This window comes from Alkalilimnicola ehrlichii (assembly GCF_003399765.1).
GTDB lineage: Bacteria > Pseudomonadota > Gammaproteobacteria > Nitrococcales > AK92 > AK92.
This window is the reverse complement of the sequence record NZ_NFZV01000005.1, coordinates 60,958-79,683: the sequence shown is the minus strand read 5'-3', so window position 1 is coordinate 79,683 and position 18,726 is coordinate 60,958. Positions and strand designations below refer to the sequence as shown.

Below are 18,726 nucleotides of genomic sequence, written 5' to 3'. Positions count from 1 at the left end.
TTATCCCAAATAAGGAAGCAATCGACCGGTGGTTCATAATCCGATTTAGCCGGACTCGTCCAAGAAGCGCAAGAGTTCTTCCGTTTTCGCCTTCATCAGCGCCTCATCGGCGCGCGACTCCACATTCAATCGCACCACGGGCTCGGTGTTGGATGCACGCAGGTTGAAACGCCAATCGTCGAACTCGAAACTTAATCCGTCGGTGCGATCCACCGACCGCGCAGTACTGCCGTATTGAGCTTCTATGGCCTGCAACGTAGCGGCGGCATCTTTTAGGCGGCGGTTAATTTCGCCGCTGGCAGGGAATTTACGCTGTCGATCCGCGAGTAAGCTGGAGAAAGGGCGCTCGGCACGAGAAATCAACTCCCCAACCAACAGCCACGGAATCATACCGCTATCGCAGTATGCAAAATCGCGGAAATAGTGATGCGCGCTCATCTCGCCCCCGTAAGCGGCATCTTCTTTACGCATGCGCTCCTTAATGAAGGCATGCCCTGTTTTGCTCTGCACCGGCGTCCCGCCCAGAAGACCGCAAATATCGATTGTATTCCAGGTAAGCCGAGGGTCGTGCACGATTTTCTGCCCGGACTGCTTCCGTAGACAAGCTTCCGCTAACAAGCCCACGATGTAGTAGCCTTCAACAAACTCACCCTTTTCGTCGAAGAAAAAACAACGGTCGAAATCACCGTCCCAGGCCAACCCTAAATCAGCGCCATGAGCGCGCACCGCTTCGGCGGTAACCGTTCGGTTTTCGATCAACAAAGGGTTCGGCACACCGTTCGGGAAATGCCCATCCGGCTCATGTTGAAGCTTGATAAACTCAAAAGGCAGGTGGGGTTCGAGCAGGTCAACGACGGCTCCGGCACCGCCGTTACCGGCATTCACAACCACCTTTAGCGGCTTAAGTGCCTCTCGCTCGACATATCCCAGTAGGTGTTCGAGGTAACGCGGCCGATGATCCAACTCGAAACGACGCCCGCACTCGGCCATCTTGGGAAATGCGTTCTCTTCCGCAAGAGCCTTGATATCCTTAAGCCCCGTATCTCCGCTGATAGGCTTGGATTGCTCGCGAACGAGCTTCATGCCATTGTAATCTTTTGGATTATGGCTGGCGGTGACCATAACCCCACCGTCCATATCATTATCGAAGGTGGCGAAGTAGACTTCCTCGGTGCCGCACTGTCCGATCTCGTACACATCCGCCCCACCTTCAGTGAGCCCCTTAATCACCGCCTCGCTCATCGCCGGACTCGATAAACGAATGTCGTACCCGACGACCACCTTTTTCGGCCGCAGGTATTCCGCATAAGCACGACCGATCCGGTAAGCGATATCCTCGTTCAGCTCATCGGGTATCCGCCCACGGATATCGTAAGCCTTAAAGCAAGTCAGCTCGCTCATATCGGTTTGTTCCTTCTTCTTGTTAAGCGACTAGGGCAGCGGCATCAGGCAGCTTAAACCGCCTCGGAAACAAAAAACGGCGGAAGCAGACGAACCGCTCCCGCCGAGAATCATACCGCGCGGCAATTACACCGCCGAGGCTTCGGCGTCGCGTTCCAACTCCGCCGCCGTTTGCAGCAACAAATCCCGAAACCCGTCGCCAAGCTCCGGATGGGCCAAGCCGTAGGCCAGCGTCGCCTCTAAGTAACCCAGCTTACTGCCGCAATCGTAACGACGACCGTCAAACTCATACGCCAACACCTGCTGTTCCTTAAGCAGCGCGGCGATCGCATCCGTGAGCTGGATTTCGTTACCCGCGCCGCGTTCGGTTCGCTCCAACAAATCGAAAATGCGCGGGGTCAGCACATAGCGGCCGACAACGGCCAAGTTCGAAGGCGCCTTATCGACCGGCGGCTTCTCAACGATGGCATCGACAGCCTGTAAACGCTCTGCAAACGGCGTCGGGCTCACCACGCCGTACTTGTTCGTCTCATCCTCCGGCACTCGCTCGACACCTAACAAGGAGCATTGATGCCGCTCGAATAAGCGCGTCATTTGAGCAAGCACGCCCTGTTTGCCGGCATCGATCAAATCGTCCGCCAAAATAACCGAAAACGGCTCATCGCCCACCACGGATTTCGCCCGCAGCACCGCATGCCCCAAACCCAGCGCCTCGCCTTGGCGAATGAAAATGCACTCGATACCGTCCGGTGTAGTTTCGGCAACGGTCTGCAGCAGCGCTTTTTTGCCCCGCTCTTCAAGCTCCCGCTCAAGTTCGGGCGCCTTATCGAAATGATCCTCAATCGGACGCTTCGTTCGGCCGGTGATGAAAATCATTGTTTCCACACCGGCGGCGACTGCCTCTTCTACCGCATACTGAATAAGCGGCTTATCAACGACCGGCAGCATTTCCTTCGGGCTAGCCTTAGTAGCCGGCAAAAAACGGGTACCTAAGCCCGCTACGGGAAACACACACTTTCGAATCTTATCCATAGTTTTCTCGTAAAGGACCTTCGGCATTCGGGGACGAACCGGAATGCATTCAACTTTAACGAAAACGGAAGGCAGAGCACGATGCCTCAGGCCGTTTGTTCAAACGCCAGCCTACCGTTGCTCCAGCGATAGAAACCTCATAAACCCTGTCGCCAAGTATCAACCGACCCATAGCGACAGAGCAAACGACAAACGGACTATTTACGGCTAACGCGTACTCTTATCTAAGTCGCGCGCTCGCGGCTGGAACTGCGCCACATTGTTAGCAACCACAGCCGCAGCATTGCCGACAGCCGTTTGGCCTTGGCTGCGTGCCCAGACTAAATCAGGCAGGGCACCCTGTGGCGAGAAGCCGTGCACCATTTCTTCCAAAATTCGCTGCACCGTCGCGACATCGCAGTTCTTCGCCGCCGTCTCAAGCTCAAGCAGCAGAGCGCTCATCTGCTCCCAGCTCGGCGCCCATTCCTCGGCTCGGAAAATCTTCGGATGCGCCGTACCGGAAACGTTATCTCCGATCAACAGCTCTTCGTACAACTTCTCGCCCGGGCGCAAGCCCGTGAACCGGATTTCGATATCGCCATGCGGATGTTTATCGTCCCGCACCTCGTAGCCCATCAAATGGATCATCTTCCGGGCTAGATCCACGATGCGGACAGAGTCACCCATATCTAAGACGAATACATCGCCGCCCTTCTTCATGGACCCTGCTTGAATAACCAAGGAAGCCGCTTCCGGTATAGTCATGAAATAACGCGTAATTTCCGGGTGCGTTACCGTGACGGGCCCACCTCGTTTGATCTGCTCGCGGAACAAGGGCACAACGGAACCCGAGGAGCCCAATACGTTTCCAAACCGGACCATGCAGAATGTAGTCTTGCCCGGATCGTCCATCATGGACTGCAAAACCATCTCCGCAAGGCGCTTGGTAGCGCCCATAACGTTGGTCGGCCGCACTGCCTTGTCCGTTGAGATCAGTACGAAATGCTCAACCCCCGTCGTTCGGGCCGCTTCCGCCGTGTACCAAGTACCCAAGGCATTATTGCGCAAGCCTTCGATGCTATTGTGCTCGACAATCGGCACATGCTTGTAAGCGGCCGCGTGATAAACGGTTTGAATATCGTATGCTTGCATGATTCGCAGCATGCGGTCGCGATCGGTGACCGAGCCGAGCAAGGGGATAAGCTCAACGTCATAATCGAGCTTATCGATAATCCCTATCAGCTCTCGCTCGATTCGGTACAAACCAAACTCGCTCAATTCCAGAAGCACCAAACGCTGGGGGCGCTCCCGGATAATCTGCCGGCAAAGCTCGCTGCCGATTGAACCGCCGGCACCTGTTACCAAAACATTTTTGCCGGCGATACAGGCGCTCATAAGCTCGGGATCCGGCACCACCGGATCGCGCCATAAGAGGTCTTCAACCTCAACATCCCGTACCTCATCCGGTTTGGCTTCGCCGCTGACCAAGTCTTCCATACTCGGCACCGTCTTAACATGCACCGGGAAGCTCTCCAAACGTTGCAGGATAGCTTTCCGCCGCATACGCGGCGCGCCGGGCATGGCGAGCATCACAAACTCAGCGTCATACTCGGCAATCAAATCTGCCAGCTTATCCGGCCCGTAGACTTTGACGCCGCTAACGAAGCTGCCATGCAGGCTACGATCGTCGTCCAACATCGCAACGGGGTGGAATTCCCACCCGGCCGCCAAAGCCGCGGCGAGCTGAGCCCCCGAACTCCCGGCACCGTAAATAACGACCGGTTTTTTCTCGACCGAACGCCGAAAACGCGATTGTAGCCAGGCGCGCACCAAAAACCGGCTACCACCGACGCCTAGTAGCAAAATCAACCAATAAGAGACGAGAATCGAGCGCGGGAAGCCTTGCGAACCGAGCATAAGCACGATTACCGACAACATCAGCGCCGAGTAGGTAACGCCCTTAAATAGGGCATAGACGGCATGCGGCCCCATATAACGGACCACCATGCGATAAAAACCCAACGCTGCAAAGACGGGGACTGTGAGCAACGGCAACAGCAGGAATAACCACCAGAAACTCCCCATCTCCGGTGGGAAGAATTCCCCAAGCCGTAAAGCAAACGCCCCCCACAACGCAAACGGAATTAACGCCAAATCGGCGCCAACCATTACAACCCGCTTAATTACTCGACTCATCCAGATAAGCTCTCGTTAATTCAGCAAATCCATGCCTATGTGACTCAAGCGGATGCCTGGGTGCCTGGGTGCCGAACCGAAATTTGCATGTAGCACCCTATAGCCCTGCCTTGCCGATGCAGGCAGCAACGAGAAACGTTCACAGCTGGTTCCGGCAACGGCGGCTATCCGCCCCCTAAGGATGAGGCGCTTTGCGTAGAGACACAAGACGCAATTGTATGAAAACGCATAGATTAGAAATCAATCAAAAACCAACAAAAACGTAACGTCCACCCTACGCAAGCACTATATCTTTACCCATTACCAACAGAACCACGCGGAAATCAGTCTCTGTATAGAGCGAACTGCTATGAGCTACACTTTCCCAACCGGCTGAAGCAATTCAAATTATCAAGCGCTCTCCGGCACTCCAGCTTTAAACCACCAGCACAGGAACACCAAAGGCGCCCACGCAATCACCAAAAAGAGCCCGCCTAAGCCCGGAAACCATGTCGCTAACGCTGCCCAGGGCAGCAACCATCCGATATTAATAGCCGCGACTCCCAACGTCACCGGCTTATGGGCGCCAAACTCTCGTGATGCATATTGATATGCATGGATGCGATGCGCCTCGTAAAAGCGCTGGCCAAGCGAAACTCGTCGAATAAGCGTCCACGTCGCATCGACTAAAAACACCCCCAGCAGAATCCCCCAGGCCCATACGCCGATTCCGCCCTCGCCCCCCGTCCAGAGGGCAAAGACTGCAAGCACGAACCCTAAAAAACCGCTACCGGCATCACCCATAAAAATTTTTGCAGGTGGCCAATTCCAGACCAGAAACCCCAATCCGCACGCCGCCAACAAAAGCAACCAGCTTGCAGAGATAGGCGCCCCTTGCCAAAACAACAGCAGAGCCGCGCCGCCTGAGACGGTTACCAGCTCCACCCCGGCCAGACCGTCGATTCCGTCCATGAAGTTGTAAAGATTTAGCAACCAGACGATAAAGAGCGCCGCAAACAGATAGCCAAAGACGCCCAAATCAAGTATCCACGAGCCCAAGGGTACAGTCGGCAAGCCGCCATGCGCCGCTAACGCAGATAAAGCGACGAACGCTGCGACAAAATGCGCCATAAGCCGCCAACGGGCAGCGACGTCACCATGATCGTCCAAGTAGCCAATACCCGCGACCACGGCCCCTCCGCCCAACATAGCCATAAGCGCTGTCGCTGACCAGCCAAGCCAAGGCGCTAACAGAGTGGAAAGAGCTGAAAAAACCAGTACTAATGCTACCCCGCCGCCTCGTGGGGTAGGGTTGGCATGAGAACTCCGCTCATTGGGCACGTCTACCATCGAATGTGCCAATGCATGCCTACGCATAGCGGCAGTGAATGCGGCGGACAACGCTACCGCAATAAACAAGGCAAACGGCATTATCCAGCTAGCGTGCAAAATCAGTACCCTTCAAGAAAAGAATCATTATTTGGCCGCCCCACCTTTCTTTGACTCGCTGAACGCACGCGCCGTCGCAAGAAGCCCATCCGACAATGAACGAACTTCATGCCAGCCCAACAGGATCCTCGCCTTTTTCGAGTCGACCTGAAGCGGATCACACACCTTCCTTATCAATTCTTCCTTCCTGAAAGTTTTAGCGGCCCAAAGAAGCAATTCATAAGGGACATTTAGCAATCGAGGAGAACGCCCCATCCCCTGCGCAAGGACACGGACTAAATCGCCCGTAGCAATATCCTCGCCGTCGGAAACGAGAAAGGCCTGATTCGCCGCAGCAGGATGTTTTGAGCACGTAACTAGAAAATCAGAGAGATTATCAACACCAATCAAACTGCGAGCACCCGCCACAGCGCCAAACGGCAAAGGAACGCCTTTGTAAATCAACTCCATCAAGCGGTGTAAGTTGCCAGGGCATCCAGGCCCGTACACCAGAGGAGGCCTGACGATGACCCACTCAAAGTCCGCTGCCTGAGCGAATTCAATTACAAGTTTCTCCGCTTCCAACTTGGAACGGGCATAAAGCTCGCTTGCATCTAAGTCGTCCGACTCACGGAGCACCCGCCCATTAGCTGGTCCGTGAACGCCAACAGAACTCACGAACACAAGCCGACGAACCCCGGCGCGCCGCGCGCCCTCTAGAACGGCCTGGGTAGCATCTACATTAACTTGCCGGAAAGCCTCGCTAGGATTCCCTTGTCGCTCCCTGAGTATATGAGCGCGACCAAGAAGATGAACGACCACTTCCGCCCCTTTAAAGGAACGAGCCCAGCCATCAACATCGAGCAATGACGGAGTGGGACGGCCTCCGGGCAGCTCTTTCCATTGACTTGATATAGATATAGGGTTAGTAGGCCCTTCGTGTAAGCGATGAGCGAGTACACGCCCAATAAAGCCTCCAGCCCCAGTAATGGCGACAGTCATAGAAACAGCCAACTATTTACTCAAAGACAAGACTCGCTTTTACGCGCTCCTCTCTTCCGAGGATCTACAATGCTCAGAGCCTTGTATAAAAAATGTTGAACTGGAGCCGGTAATAGTGCACGAATTAACGGCACTGAAACCGCTAGCTGCTGCCACAAGGGAAGCCTCAATCGCCGGCACCCCGCCATCCAATCCCCGCCTGTTGTAAAGCTAACCTTAACGGTTGTTTACGGTGTGTATTCTCATCAAAAAGTAGTAAATCAGAGGCTCTTGCAAGTTAGCGAACCTCAACCCTCGCTCGGCACATCGAAACCACAGTTCATAGTCCTGGCGCCTTCGCAACTCAGGATCATAACTGCCAACATCTAGAAGACGACGGCGACGAAAGGCGACCGTTGGATGAATAAAGGGGTTAGCCCAGATACATGCCATAATATCATCATGCTCCGCAGGCATGCACCGCACCCCAATTTGTTTTCCTGAACTGTCCACTTCCAGCGCCGCACCACCTAACACATCAACTTCCGGGTTCTGATCCAGGTGCCGCACCTGCCTTTCAAGGCGATCAGGTAGACAGACATCATCAGCATCAATACGAATCAAATATTCACCAACAGCCTCATCAACTCCCCAAGCCAAGCTCGCCCCGAGCCCTAAATTGCTTGAGTTTGACAAGATACGGATCCGGTTATCTTTCTTCGAAGCCCGCCGAATTATATCCGCTGTCTGATCTGTCGACCCATCGTCCACGATCAACAGCTCAAAATCCTTGAAACTCTGCTCGAGTATGCTTTCCACACACTTAGATATTGATCGCTCGCTGTTATAGACCGCGAGCAGAACAGTTACTCGGGGAGTTGATGCTGTCTTAGTCAACAGATGGTTCCTACAGCTATCTCTGCATGGCTACACTTAGGCAGGCCCAAATCCTACGAGAGTAGGCCTTCAATATTAATGACATATGTGCCTCTAACACCATCATGCCCTGAGTCAACCGAAACCGCCCGCCCATCAGGACTCCACCTAGGATGAAGATCGATACGCCCCACTCCATCAAAGCATAGGGGCAATAAGAAACGGCCAATCTCTTCGACTCGACCATCAGAGAAACAATAAAGCAAAAGCCGTTGTTGGCGTTTACGATCAGGATAGGTGTCGGTGATTAAATAGTCACCGCAGGGAGAGATGGAGGGATGCCCATCGCCGAACTGGTTCAGCAAACCTGCAGCAAAAGTCTGCACCACACAGGTGTCCACATTAAGCTGATAGTAGCCGTCTCCCGCAGGTCCGCGAGCATATGCAATGATTTCGCTTTCAGTCCGCCAGCAGTAATGCGACACCATGCCCTCGTCAAGAAGCAGCTTCACACGACCGCTTTCCCGTTCATAAAGAAACAGTCGGCTCTTCTTTCCCTCACTTCCGAACCAACGATAGACGAAGATGAACCTATTACCTGACGGGCTAAACATCACATGGTTCACCTTATGCTCATCGGCCCCAGCGGCATCGGGCGTCAGAGCCCGCAGCTCGGCTAAGCTGACGAGAAGTTCAGCTGCCCCATTATCACGCTCCACACCCCATAAGCCATCCTGCTCATCATCCATCTCCGCAGAGAAGTTAGAAACCTCAACCGAATAGCCGTAATCCGGCCGGAGCTTCTGCAAGCGGCAGTAATTAAGTGAGATAAAGTAATCACCAGCCGGTGCAACTGCTTGTATTGGCCAGTCAATCACCTCACTCTGCGCACTCGCGGCAGAATACCAATACGACACCAGCTTGTTATCAGCGACGCCATTGTAGGCAATCGCAACATCCGGCCCTCGCTGGACCCACTGAGCCATTGCTCCTTGCTGCCAACTCCACGCCGCGGTTCGACCCAATAAGCCAGCCGCAGGCCCATCAACTACCAGTACCGCCGCCGTCCCATCATCTTCGACTTGATGGCATAAGAAACCCGACTGGGCTGAGCTCCAAGGAGATTTATCGTAATAGCCAAAAAAGTCGGGGTACTCGGCTCTCCGTTGGCAGGTTCGACTCTTTCAAGGGACGCATGGGCATGAACACTAGCGGAGAAACCACGCTCACGAAACACCAAGTAATTGCCGACTTGATACAACCGCTTCAGTGAACGCTTAACCCCAGGAAGCCGATCAAGGCTGCGGGCAATGGCTCGCTCAAAGCCGCCATAACTACCACTCATACTGATCACAATCTCTATACATCCCGAGCCTCCGCCGCATTAATAAAGTTCGCAATTTCCCTACCCTGAAAGCCAGAGGAGTGCGCCCTTTCCGCCATACGTGCCCTAACTACCCCACATCCGACGGCACCAACCTCCCTTGCAAGTCGCCCGCCCTCTAAGCAAGAGACAAGACAAGCACTTACTGCTAATCACCTGAAAAGCGCGAACAAAGCTCGAGCCGGAGCCTCAACTTGCAAAGGGCGAAGACATGCACTCTGAGCCGCCGCCTTCAAAGCAGCCTTGCGATCAACCCCACTTGCCGCCTTAGCAGCGAGGTTATAAAACGTTGCGGAAAGCTCATTAAGCTCCGCGCCTGTCAAACCGAATTCTCTTCCACGGTACTTATCTATCAACATCTTTGTGCTTGCAACATGCCTATTATACTGCTTACTAATCTGATCGCCGCCACCCACACGATAAAGAATCAAAGGCTCCGATATAAAACCAACCTGCCTCCCCCCAAGAATTAAGCGAATGTAGACGTCATAATCTTGAAGACAAGGCAATCTAAAATCAAACCCGCCCACATCAAGCAATGCTTGCCTTAAAACAAGAAAACCTGACGTAGTTCCCAAAAAGTTACCACGTAATATAGCACGACGTTGACAACCATTCGGCAGCTTTCTTTTTGTTCTTTTTAGAACCAAAAACTCATCGTCACTCCAGCGCCCAAACCAAGCCCCACATGCAACCCCAGAAACGGATGCCTCTGTAACGACATCGAGCTGCTTCTCCAATTTCTCAGGCAACCAAGCATCATCATCATCAAGGAACGCAACGTACTCACCGCGGGCAGCCTCAATCCCAGCATTCCTCGCCTGGCCTCCACCTCGCGCCTCAGATAACGCTCCAACGTGCACAAATCGAACGCCAGCCTTTTGGCAATCTAAATCAATAAGGCGTATCTGTTGGAAAAACTCTGCATTTTCGTTGCCATCATTTACCACTATTAGCTCATAAGGAGCATGCGTCTGCGCTAAAATAGACCTCACAGCACGCCCCAATGCTTGCACCCGATTACGTGTCGGGACGATTACCGAGACCCTTCTATCCACACCCCCTCCAAAAGAAGCAACATACAAAGCGTACAGTTCGATATAGAAAAGCGTATAAGCAAGGACCGTTATTTGCTCTCCCTTTTTAGAAGCTCAACAACATTGACCCATACCATCATCAACCTAATACGTTGCCTCAAGAAAACCAACTTACCGAAAAAACGCCAATCACCTGGCGCTCCTCTCCTCCTAATAGCATCGGCCACTTCAAAAAAATTTGGCACAATAGCCGCTGAAAAGCAGCGGATTAAGGATCTAACCACCCGATTTTGCAGGCGCCAAATGCCTACTTGCCCTTTAGCAACCCGACGCTGCTTCCGCAAGAGAGCGTCTTTTCCTTTAGCTGGGTACTCAACTATGCATCGTTGGAAATACCTGATCGGCTGGAACTCAACAGACACCTTTTTCGTTAGCCTCAGGTCTTCTCCAGAGCGGACCCCCTCACCAAAACCACCGGACGCCCAGAACAGCCCCTTATCGATAAACAAGTTCCCTCCAGGCGCCCACCCCTTTCTAGAGGCCCGCTCAGCGTCAACATTAAAAAGACTGTCATAAAGCTGATAAATACAATCTCTTTTGCTTCTCTCTACGACGTACCCACCTGTCGCGTACAGCCGCTCACCGTGCCCAGTCAACCGATCAGCATTCTCAAGCCATTCACGCGACGGAACACAGTTGGAGTCCAAAAAGACCAAAATATCGCCCTTAGCTACCTTAGCCCCTAAATTTCGACAAGAATAAGGGCTCCGCCGCTTATCGATCTGCTCTAAAAACTTGACCCAAGAGAATGCCAGCACAGCTTCTTTAGTTCCGTCTTTCGAGCCATTATCGACTACAATTACTTCATACCTATCGAATGACAGCGTCTGCTGCCGGATCGCAGAAAGGACCTTCAAGAGCCTTTCACAATTATCGAGGGTCGGTATTATCACACTAAAAAAAACTCTCGCCATACTCCTTAACCTCCCCCCGCCAATCGCCGCCTTAGAAAAAAGGGATAATTTTCAAAAAACCACAAACGAATAAGGAACAACACTATAAGGATCATCTAAAAGCATTTTAATCAGCATTGCCATATATACGAAGACAGCCGCAATATATGCAATCAGCCTCTCTAAACGCGTCCGCAAACGTGAAACCAGGAGCGCCACAACAACCCCCTGAAAAACAATAAAATAATTCGCCAACCTAGAAACATCGGCGAAATTGACCAGCGCAAACCTAAGAACAACACCGATCACAAAAAGATAGACTATTACCTTATTACTTAACGCAATATCCTCGCGCCTGTTGATAAGGAAGAGGCCCGCCAAAGCGATCAAACACTCAAACAGCGCTCGCACACCTACACCCGCAGCCTCGCGCTGAACCAGAGAGAAATACCTCTCATACCCAGGAAGATAGGCCTTTAAAAAAGACAACAAATCTACCAACTGCACAACGTAAGAAGGCTTGAGGTACAAGAAAAAGGCAACCACAACCCCTGCTGCGAGAACAAGATCACACCGAATATAGCGTGCAAACAAAAAAGCAGGCCAAAACAAGACAGCGGTAAAATGAAAAAGTGGTGCAATGACCGCGAGCGCTACGGCAAACAGATAGCGCCGGTGCAAAAAGCACAGACTGCCAGCGCAGTTATAGAAATAGCAAACCCTTGCCGCACCGCACTCAGCTGCCAGAACACAACTCCGGAGCAGAATAGTACGAAAATCGCCAATCCTGGATAGGGCGATAAACTTCGACTCAAGACCGCTGAACTAAACAGGGTAAGCGCAGCAGCCAAAAAAACACGGCACTGACCTCGCCCCCCATTCGTCTAAGGTAAACATTGAGGTAAAAGTAGCCCCTTTCGACATTTTCCCGGGTAAAAGGGTGCTGTTCCATAATCTGGAACCAACGGACATACTCTTGCCAATCAACGCCGACATCTTGCCTTATCGCCATCACTACCCCGTACATCGCAACCACAGCAGCGATGGAAAAATATGATGCGTTACGCGAAAGCGGTCGAGCGACCGCACCGGCCGCAAGTAAGGGAAATATTAGATAAGGCAACATGCCAAGGCTCACTTATAGCAGCCTCTTTTCAAACACAAGGAAAACACCGACTGACTCACCACGCTGAACCCCGATCAAATGTGCTCGCGCAAGACAAGCTATCTACCTGTTTCGCTCTTCTTCGAATTCTCTATAACTTCAAACACTCGTTCCCACATTAACTCGGTAGCCTCTTTTAATTGGTCCGAGTGGTGCTCTAGCGTTCTCCGTATGCGCAGGTTACTTTGTGGATCAATAAGTTGGTCTAGCTTCGACTTTACGTCTTCGTCTCCCACCTTAATCAAGCCGTCCGACCACCCGTAATCCTTGAACAATTCAAGGTATTTATGGCTCCACCCGGTTCCTAGCGAAGGGACGCCTTGACTTAAGGCACTAACCAATCCGTGAAAACGACTACCGATCGTCGCGTAGCTACTTCCAAGTATTCCCTTGATCGCGAGAGGATCAGTTTCTCGTACAATTGGAATTCCCCCGGCCTCGTACGATATCTCTTCCGCCAACCGGTAATCGGCATCACCTTCGTGAACAAGAATAAAAGGCTTTTCCCCACGACTGACCAAATAGGCAACGCACCACACCATAAAGGACGTGTAACGATTAGATACGTCAGGTAATGACTTATCGATCATTCGATAATTTGGAACAATACATACGCGCATTTTTGAATGATCAAAATCATCAGGTCTCCTGCCAACCAGAAGGTTGGTAAAGTCAGGAAACCTACATATGTTGGACGTAGAGCCGACGACGTCTTCAAGATTTCTTAGAGAAACTGAGTCTCTAGGCATTACGAGATCGACATCCTTGACAACTTTCGCTATTAGTTTTCGGTGAATGGTGCCCTCATAAGGGCCAAAGGCCTGCGGCATCAATATTATTGTGGTGCCCTGTTTGCGCCACCTTTTCACTGCATGAGCAAGCTCTTTGGTATGACCAATCCCCCATTGGTCACTATACGAAAAGCCAGCAGCATCCAGAACAACATCCACCTCTCTGTCGAGAACAACTCCATACATTTCTCTTAGTTTTCTCGGAGCAAGACTCGCAACCCTCCCCCAATCAAACCCATAACGATATAATGAGGCTTTAAGGTAGAAGCCTTCCTTTGCGATCTTATTGAAAGGGCGGGTTCCATGACTGGGAGTAGGCGCTACAACAATTCTACTAGCAGGAAACTTAAGAAGAACCTTCTCCTTAATAGCCCTGAGCATCAACTCTGCGCCTTTGTTTACGAAACCCGCTTTCCGAATTTCTATTATCATGCTTTCTTTACCGTCTTTAGAAAGTAACGATAGAGCGCCCCTCCCACAACCCGCCATACTGGTCGATCGTCAAGCTGCTTGATATAGGGCTGAACGGCACGCTCAAGGTGTGCAAAGTCACGACGCTCTTTTGCTTCCTGATATGCCTTGATGGAAACATCTCTTAACGCGACTCGCGCTCTGTACATTCGCTTCCTGCGGCGAGTTAAATTCACGCCAGGTTCAACACGCTTCGTCGGCACCCATTTTCCAACGGCAATGTCATCACTTAGGCGCAAAGCCAACCCTTCCGTCCGATGCCTAATTCCACCCATTTGGGATTTCACAATCACTTCTGGGGCGACTTCCGTTAGATCCAATCGGCCTGCAGCATTTGCTCTTTCTACAATCCTTTGTACCCCTGGATCCCTAATCACAACGACACTACTGCCGCGATGATCATTAACATACTCCGGTAGCCAGGCATCGCCGATAGCGACATCCGCAGTTTCAGCCAAAACATCGTCACAATAATCGCAAGCTTTATATTTGAAAAGGTTCCATCCCCAGTTGCCGCCAAAAAGCTGCTTTGATGAGATTGGCCCTGCCAAATGAGTGCCATCCGAGGCTGTTACCCCCTTGTCGTTCGCTTTCTTTCCCTCAATCTTTCCCCGAAAATCAATACCCTTAAGGCGGTTGGGCTCTACACCCAGCTGCCAAGCCAATGCTTCCGCAAAGCTCGCCGTCTTTAAATGCCCGCAAATTATTCCAATGACAAGCGATAGCCTTTCATCAATTACCGAATCCACCTTCGCCAAGTTTCTCAATGTCTTTGCGAAGCAAGGAATTGCAGTTATTGCATATCGCCCTGGCACAGATCTTATCCTCTCTAGAGCGCCCGCCAGCGTAACCGGGTAATATGCTGACTTGGCTGCCGCACGCACTTGAGCTGGGTCATTAAAACAGGCGTAGGAGAATAGGGTATCGCTACCGTCTTGCGGCTCCACCTGAATGACATAGTCAACAGCTCCGACCTTAAGGAGCTCAGCCAGCAGCCACCTACCAACTCCTCCACTGCTCCCAAGAGAACGGTGGTCTTCTTCTTCCACGTGCCCTACATAGCACCCGCGGAAATAACCAACGTGGCGTGCTTTTTCCGCAAAGCCGCCAAACAGGCGCTCACCTATTTCATCTTCGTTTTCTATTTTATTGGTAAACGGGCACACCTGATCGGCTAATTCCGATGGGTTATGCTGGCCTGCTTGCAGTGTGGCCTGATAAGTTCCTTCAGAGGTCCAATCCAGCTTATAAGCCGCGTCATCTAGATAACTACATGCTCCACATCCTATGCAGTAGCCACCCGGAAGCACTCGCTCTGATATTTGACTCATAAAAGACCTACAGGACAAAATTGGCAATAAATGTTTTTTCAAGAAGAACGGCGTGAAGTTTGTTCAACCTCACTTTCTGGACTTTTGTTTTCCTTATCAGAGCCACACAGTCCGCAACGGGACAGCTGTGTGTCACTTAGTCTAGAAAACTGGTCAGCGAACTTTTTGCTTGAACCTCCAAGGACAGCCTCATGGACTTGAGCGCACCATCCTATTAAAGACGTCACTACGTTGCTGCAAGTCATCGATTGCGCCCTCAGCGCTGACTCGGCCATTTTCGAGTAACGCCACCTTATCGCAGCCCTCAACCGTGCTCAGACGATGGGCGATCAGAATAACCGTTTTCTGCTTACTAAGAGCATCGACGGCGTTCATCACGGCCTTTTCAGTGAGCGTATCCAACGCGCTCGTCGCTTCATCGAACACCAGGATGCTCGGATCGTGATAAAGGGCGCGGGCAATCCCGATGCGCTGGCGTTGGCCGCCGGAGAGGCGTACGCCGCGCTCGCCAACGGCTGTGTCGTAGCCGGCAGGTAGTTGGGTAGTGATGAAGTCGTGCACCTGAGCCATTCCGGCGCAGCGCTCAACTTTCTCTTGGTCGATTTCTTCCTTTGGCACGCCCAGAGCGATGTTCTCCGCGACGCTGGCGTCGGTGAGGAAGATATCTTGAGGCACATAGCCTAGCATTTGTTGCCATGCCGCCAGGTTGGCATCCGTCACCGGTTCACCATCCACTCTTAAGGTTCCGGCATTAGGCCGCAGCAAGCCAAGAATGAGATCAACCAGGGTTGTTTTGCCCGCTCCGGTACCGCCGACAAGGCCGATTGAGGAACCGATGGGGATAGTTAGGTTGATGCCCGTTAACGCCGGGGAGTCCGCACCGGGATAGGTGTAGGTGACGCCTTCGAGACGGATTGCATCGGTCGGCGTCATGGGCGCGGGGGCGCGACGCTTGATCTCGGCCAGGGCTGTGCGTTGCTCTAGATCATCGTAGATGTCGTTGACGGCCGACGCACCGAAGCGGAATTTTGCCATACCGGTGTATATGCGCTGGGCAGCCGGCAGCAGTTTATATCCGGCAAAGGCATAGAGACCCAACACCGGAAGCACTCCGGCAATGCCGTCACCGGTCGTCAATAGAACCAGCGAGAGCGCAAGCACGCCCCCTACCCCTACCGCCTCGATGAGGTATTTAGGCACTTCCGACAATGTTTGGTTGGTCGCTTGGTGGCGGGCAAAGCGGGCCGAAGAGGGACGGAAACGCGACAAGTAAGCGTATTCTCGCCCCAAAAGTTTGATGTCTTTGATTCCGCCCAGGGCTTCGCTGGCGGCGGTGAAACGTTCACGGTTGGCGGCAGCACGGTCGCGACCAACGCGGCCGAGGATTCCCCGCACCGCAAAAAAATGAGGGAATACAAGCCACCAACAACAACCCCTACAACCAGGGCTAGCAATGGGTCAAAAACAACTAGTAGAGCAATGATAGCCATTGCGACCACAACATTAGCGATAGCCTGTATACCGGGCCGGTAAACATTCAAAATAAGCTGGTCGACTTCCGAGAGGATACTTTTTGCCATATCGCCGCTATGCCGATTGAGAAAGAAAGCGTACGGCTGGCGGAGGTAGGTTTCTAGCAAGCGCTGGCCGATGCTGTGGCGACGCATCTCGATAAAGCGGTTCATCACGTACTGGGTGACAATTCGAAACGCCGCAGCAAAAAGCACTAAGCCGAACACTAAGACGCCAAGCCCAAACAAGAAACTATCAACGGACTCGAAACCTAAGCGCTCATAGGCGCCGGACAGCACAGGGTTTTCTTCCACAACAGCTGGGTCGCCTAGCACAGCGAGAAAAGGCATGACGGAGGCGATGCCAGCAGTTTCGAGCACAGCCATGATGATAACCATAACCATGACGAGCACGCCTCGACGGCGTTCCTTCGGCGATAGTAAGGCCAAAGCCTTCTTATACGTTCCCATAAATCGCTGGTTATCCCACTCAAAAACCGTGAACTAGAAGGTGCGGCACGCTACCGCCCTAGGGCGCCCTCCCCAAGCATGCGGATGCAACCGTTTAAAACTTAAGTTCAACGTCCTTGAAGGCCTATGCATCAGGTAGGCGACGGCGCTCTTCTTTCTTATCGATAGCGTCAATCGCCGCCTGGAAGGTTACGCGGAGTCCAACATGGCCTCAAACGACTTAGTCACAAATCGGTTGCAGCACCAAAACAGCAGGAACGGCGCTCGCGGGCGACATTACACGCGATGCCTGGAAACAAAGCAAATTAGCAAATAGAGAGATGAGGGCGGGGGCTGTCGAAGTAAACGAAGCCTGGGGGTAGGCAATAAACAAAGGGCGGCTTGATTCTTCAAGCCACCCAATAGGATAGACGACCTTATCCGACGTCGACGGCTTAGCCGGCCATGACGTTCAGCGCAGCGGCCTCGGACATAACTCTCTCAACGGCATCGGCCAAGCGATGCATATCGTCTTCCACAAGCGTGTGGTCGACCTGGAACATCAGGCTGGTTTCGCCGAGCTCGCGCGCCACAGGCAAGCGCTGCCTTGGGGCGTACCCAGTCCCGATAAACGCTTTCTCGCGGTAAATCTCGCTGCAGCCGCCGTGGAAGCAACGCACACCTAGGCTGTTAATGGCGTCGACAACGGCGTCCTGATCCCACCCATACTGGAGTGTGTCAGGGCGCAGATAAGCGTAAAACTTGTAGTAAACATGCCCCGCCTCCGATGGCGGCTCCGGTACACGCAGGCCCCGGATCGCCGATAGACGTTGGTGAAGCACCTCGGCATTGGCACGGCGCTGTTCTAACCACTGCGGCAACTTCTTGAGTTGAGTCCGCCCAATGGCGGCTTGCACTTCCGGCAAACGCCAATTTGTACCGAAGGACTCGTGCAACCAGCGGAATCCAGGGGGATGCTCACGGTTGTAGACGGCATCCCAGCTTTTCCATGATCTTTAAAGCTCCACGCACGGCGCCAGGCATTTTCGTCGCGGAACAACACCATTCCGCCTTCGCCGCCGCTGGACATGATTTTGTCCGTACAGAAGGAAAACGCCGCGGCATCGCCGAAACTGCCGACAGTACGGCCCTTCCAGGTAGCACCGTGAGCTTGTGCGCAGTCCTCGATGAGGAATAGATCGTGCTCGTCCGCCAAGGCTCGGAACCCATCCATATCGCAGGGCCAACCTGCGATGTGCACGGGAATGACAGCCCGCGTGTTGCGCGTAAGCACAGCGCGAACAGTATCGGGCGTTATATTGCCGGATTCCGGATCGACATCGGCGAACACTGGGCGCGCCCCACACATGACGATGCACGAGGCGGAAGCAAGAAAGGTGCGTGGGGTTACAATCACGTCATCCCCCGGGCCGACCCCTAGAGCACGTAGTGCCAATTCTAAAGCCAGGGTTCCGTTACTGACGGCGACACCATAAGGAGCACCATGGTATTCGGCAAACTCACGCTCGAATGCGCGCCCCTGCTCGCCGTTCCAGTAGTTAACTTGGCCAGACTCCAGCACCTGCTGTACGGCCGCTATTTCGTCTTGTTCAAATCGGGGCCAGCTCGACATATCGTCCTCCGATGACAACTGTCAGTCCATTTCGCAGCATTGGCATTGACGGAAGGAGTACCGCCTCACACCACATCAACCTTGCTTAAGTATAGTACTGCGGCTGCGGCTTCTCATAGTACTTAAGT

Annotated in this window: 12 protein-coding genes and 2 pseudogenes; all 14 read right to left on the bottom strand. The window is 52.8% G+C overall.

What is annotated here, in order from left to right; genetic code table 11:
- Nucleotides 1-45: 45 nt before the first annotated feature.
- The 14 genes and pseudogenes from CAI21_RS06510 to CAI21_RS06435 all read right to left on the bottom strand — a co-directional run bounded on the left by CAI21_RS06510 (nt 46) and on the right by CAI21_RS06435 (nt 18,598).
- Nucleotides 46-1,401 (bottom strand): phosphohexomutase domain-containing protein, encoded by a 1,356-nt coding sequence (locus CAI21_RS06510; RefSeq protein ID WP_116301545.1) that lies wholly within the window; start codon nt 1,399-1,401, stop codon nt 46-48.
- A 126-nt stretch (nt 1,402-1,527) separates the two neighbouring features.
- Nucleotides 1,528-2,433 (bottom strand): UTP--glucose-1-phosphate uridylyltransferase GalU, encoded by a 906-nt coding sequence (gene galU / locus CAI21_RS06505; protein ID WP_116301544.1) that lies wholly within the window; start codon nt 2,431-2,433, stop codon nt 1,528-1,530.
- A 207-nt stretch (nt 2,434-2,640) separates the two neighbouring features.
- Nucleotides 2,641-4,608 (bottom strand): polysaccharide biosynthesis protein, encoded by a 1,968-nt coding sequence (locus tag CAI21_RS06500; RefSeq protein WP_116301543.1) that lies wholly within the window; start codon nt 4,606-4,608, stop codon nt 2,641-2,643.
- A gap of 390 nt (nt 4,609-4,998) precedes the next feature.
- Nucleotides 4,999-5,802, bottom strand: coding sequence for an MraY family glycosyltransferase (locus CAI21_RS06495; protein ID WP_258868905.1), 804 nt, complete (start codon nt 5,800-5,802; stop codon nt 4,999-5,001).
- 261 nt (nt 5,803-6,063) lie between these two features.
- Nucleotides 6,064-7,017 (bottom strand): NAD-dependent epimerase/dehydratase family protein, encoded by a 954-nt coding sequence (locus tag CAI21_RS06490; protein WP_116301541.1) that lies wholly within the window; start codon nt 7,015-7,017, stop codon nt 6,064-6,066.
- Nucleotides 7,018-7,233: 216 nt separating this feature from the next.
- Entirely contained in the window at nt 7,234-7,893 is a 660-nt protein-coding gene (locus tag CAI21_RS06485) for a glycosyltransferase (RefSeq protein WP_181919294.1), read from the bottom strand.
- Nucleotides 7,894-7,946: 53 nt separating this feature from the next.
- Nucleotides 7,947-8,858: a TolB-like translocation protein gene (locus CAI21_RS06480; protein WP_116301539.1), complete on the bottom strand. Its 912-nt coding sequence runs from the start codon at nt 8,856-8,858 to the stop codon at nt 7,947-7,949.
- A 550-nt stretch (nt 8,859-9,408) separates the two neighbouring features.
- Nucleotides 9,409-10,314, bottom strand: a complete 906-nt coding sequence (locus CAI21_RS06475) for a glycosyltransferase family 2 protein (protein WP_258868024.1) — start codon at nt 10,312-10,314, stop codon at nt 9,409-9,411.
- A gap of 68 nt (nt 10,315-10,382) precedes the next feature.
- Nucleotides 10,383-11,267: a glycosyltransferase family 2 protein gene (locus CAI21_RS06470; protein ID WP_116301537.1), complete on the bottom strand. Its 885-nt coding sequence runs from the start codon at nt 11,265-11,267 to the stop codon at nt 10,383-10,385.
- Nucleotides 11,268-11,318: 51 nt separating this feature from the next.
- On the bottom strand, nt 11,319-11,927 hold the full coding sequence (locus CAI21_RS06465) for an EpsG family protein (protein ID WP_181919292.1): 609 nt from the start codon (nt 11,925-11,927) through the stop codon (nt 11,319-11,321).
- A gap of 543 nt (nt 11,928-12,470) precedes the next feature.
- A complete protein-coding gene (locus CAI21_RS06450; RefSeq protein WP_116301534.1) occupies nt 12,471-13,634 on the bottom strand; it encodes a polysaccharide pyruvyl transferase family protein in 1,164 nt (387 codons plus the stop codon).
- The gene (locus CAI21_RS06445; protein WP_147305043.1) at nt 13,631-15,046 is read right to left on the bottom strand and encodes a Coenzyme F420 hydrogenase/dehydrogenase, beta subunit C-terminal domain; all 1,416 of its coding nucleotides are present in this window, start codon (nt 15,044-15,046) and stop codon (nt 13,631-13,633) included. Before CAI21_RS06445 ends, CAI21_RS06450 begins: the two co-directional genes overlap by 4 nt.
- Before the next feature lie 147 nt (nt 15,047-15,193).
- Nucleotides 15,194-16,986, bottom strand: a pseudogene (locus CAI21_RS06440) (ABC transporter ATP-binding protein).
- Between the two features lie 434 nt (nt 16,987-17,420).
- A pseudogene (locus CAI21_RS06435) lies at nt 17,421-18,598 on the bottom strand (DegT/DnrJ/EryC1/StrS family aminotransferase).
- Between the last annotated feature and the right edge of the window lie 128 nt (nt 18,599-18,726).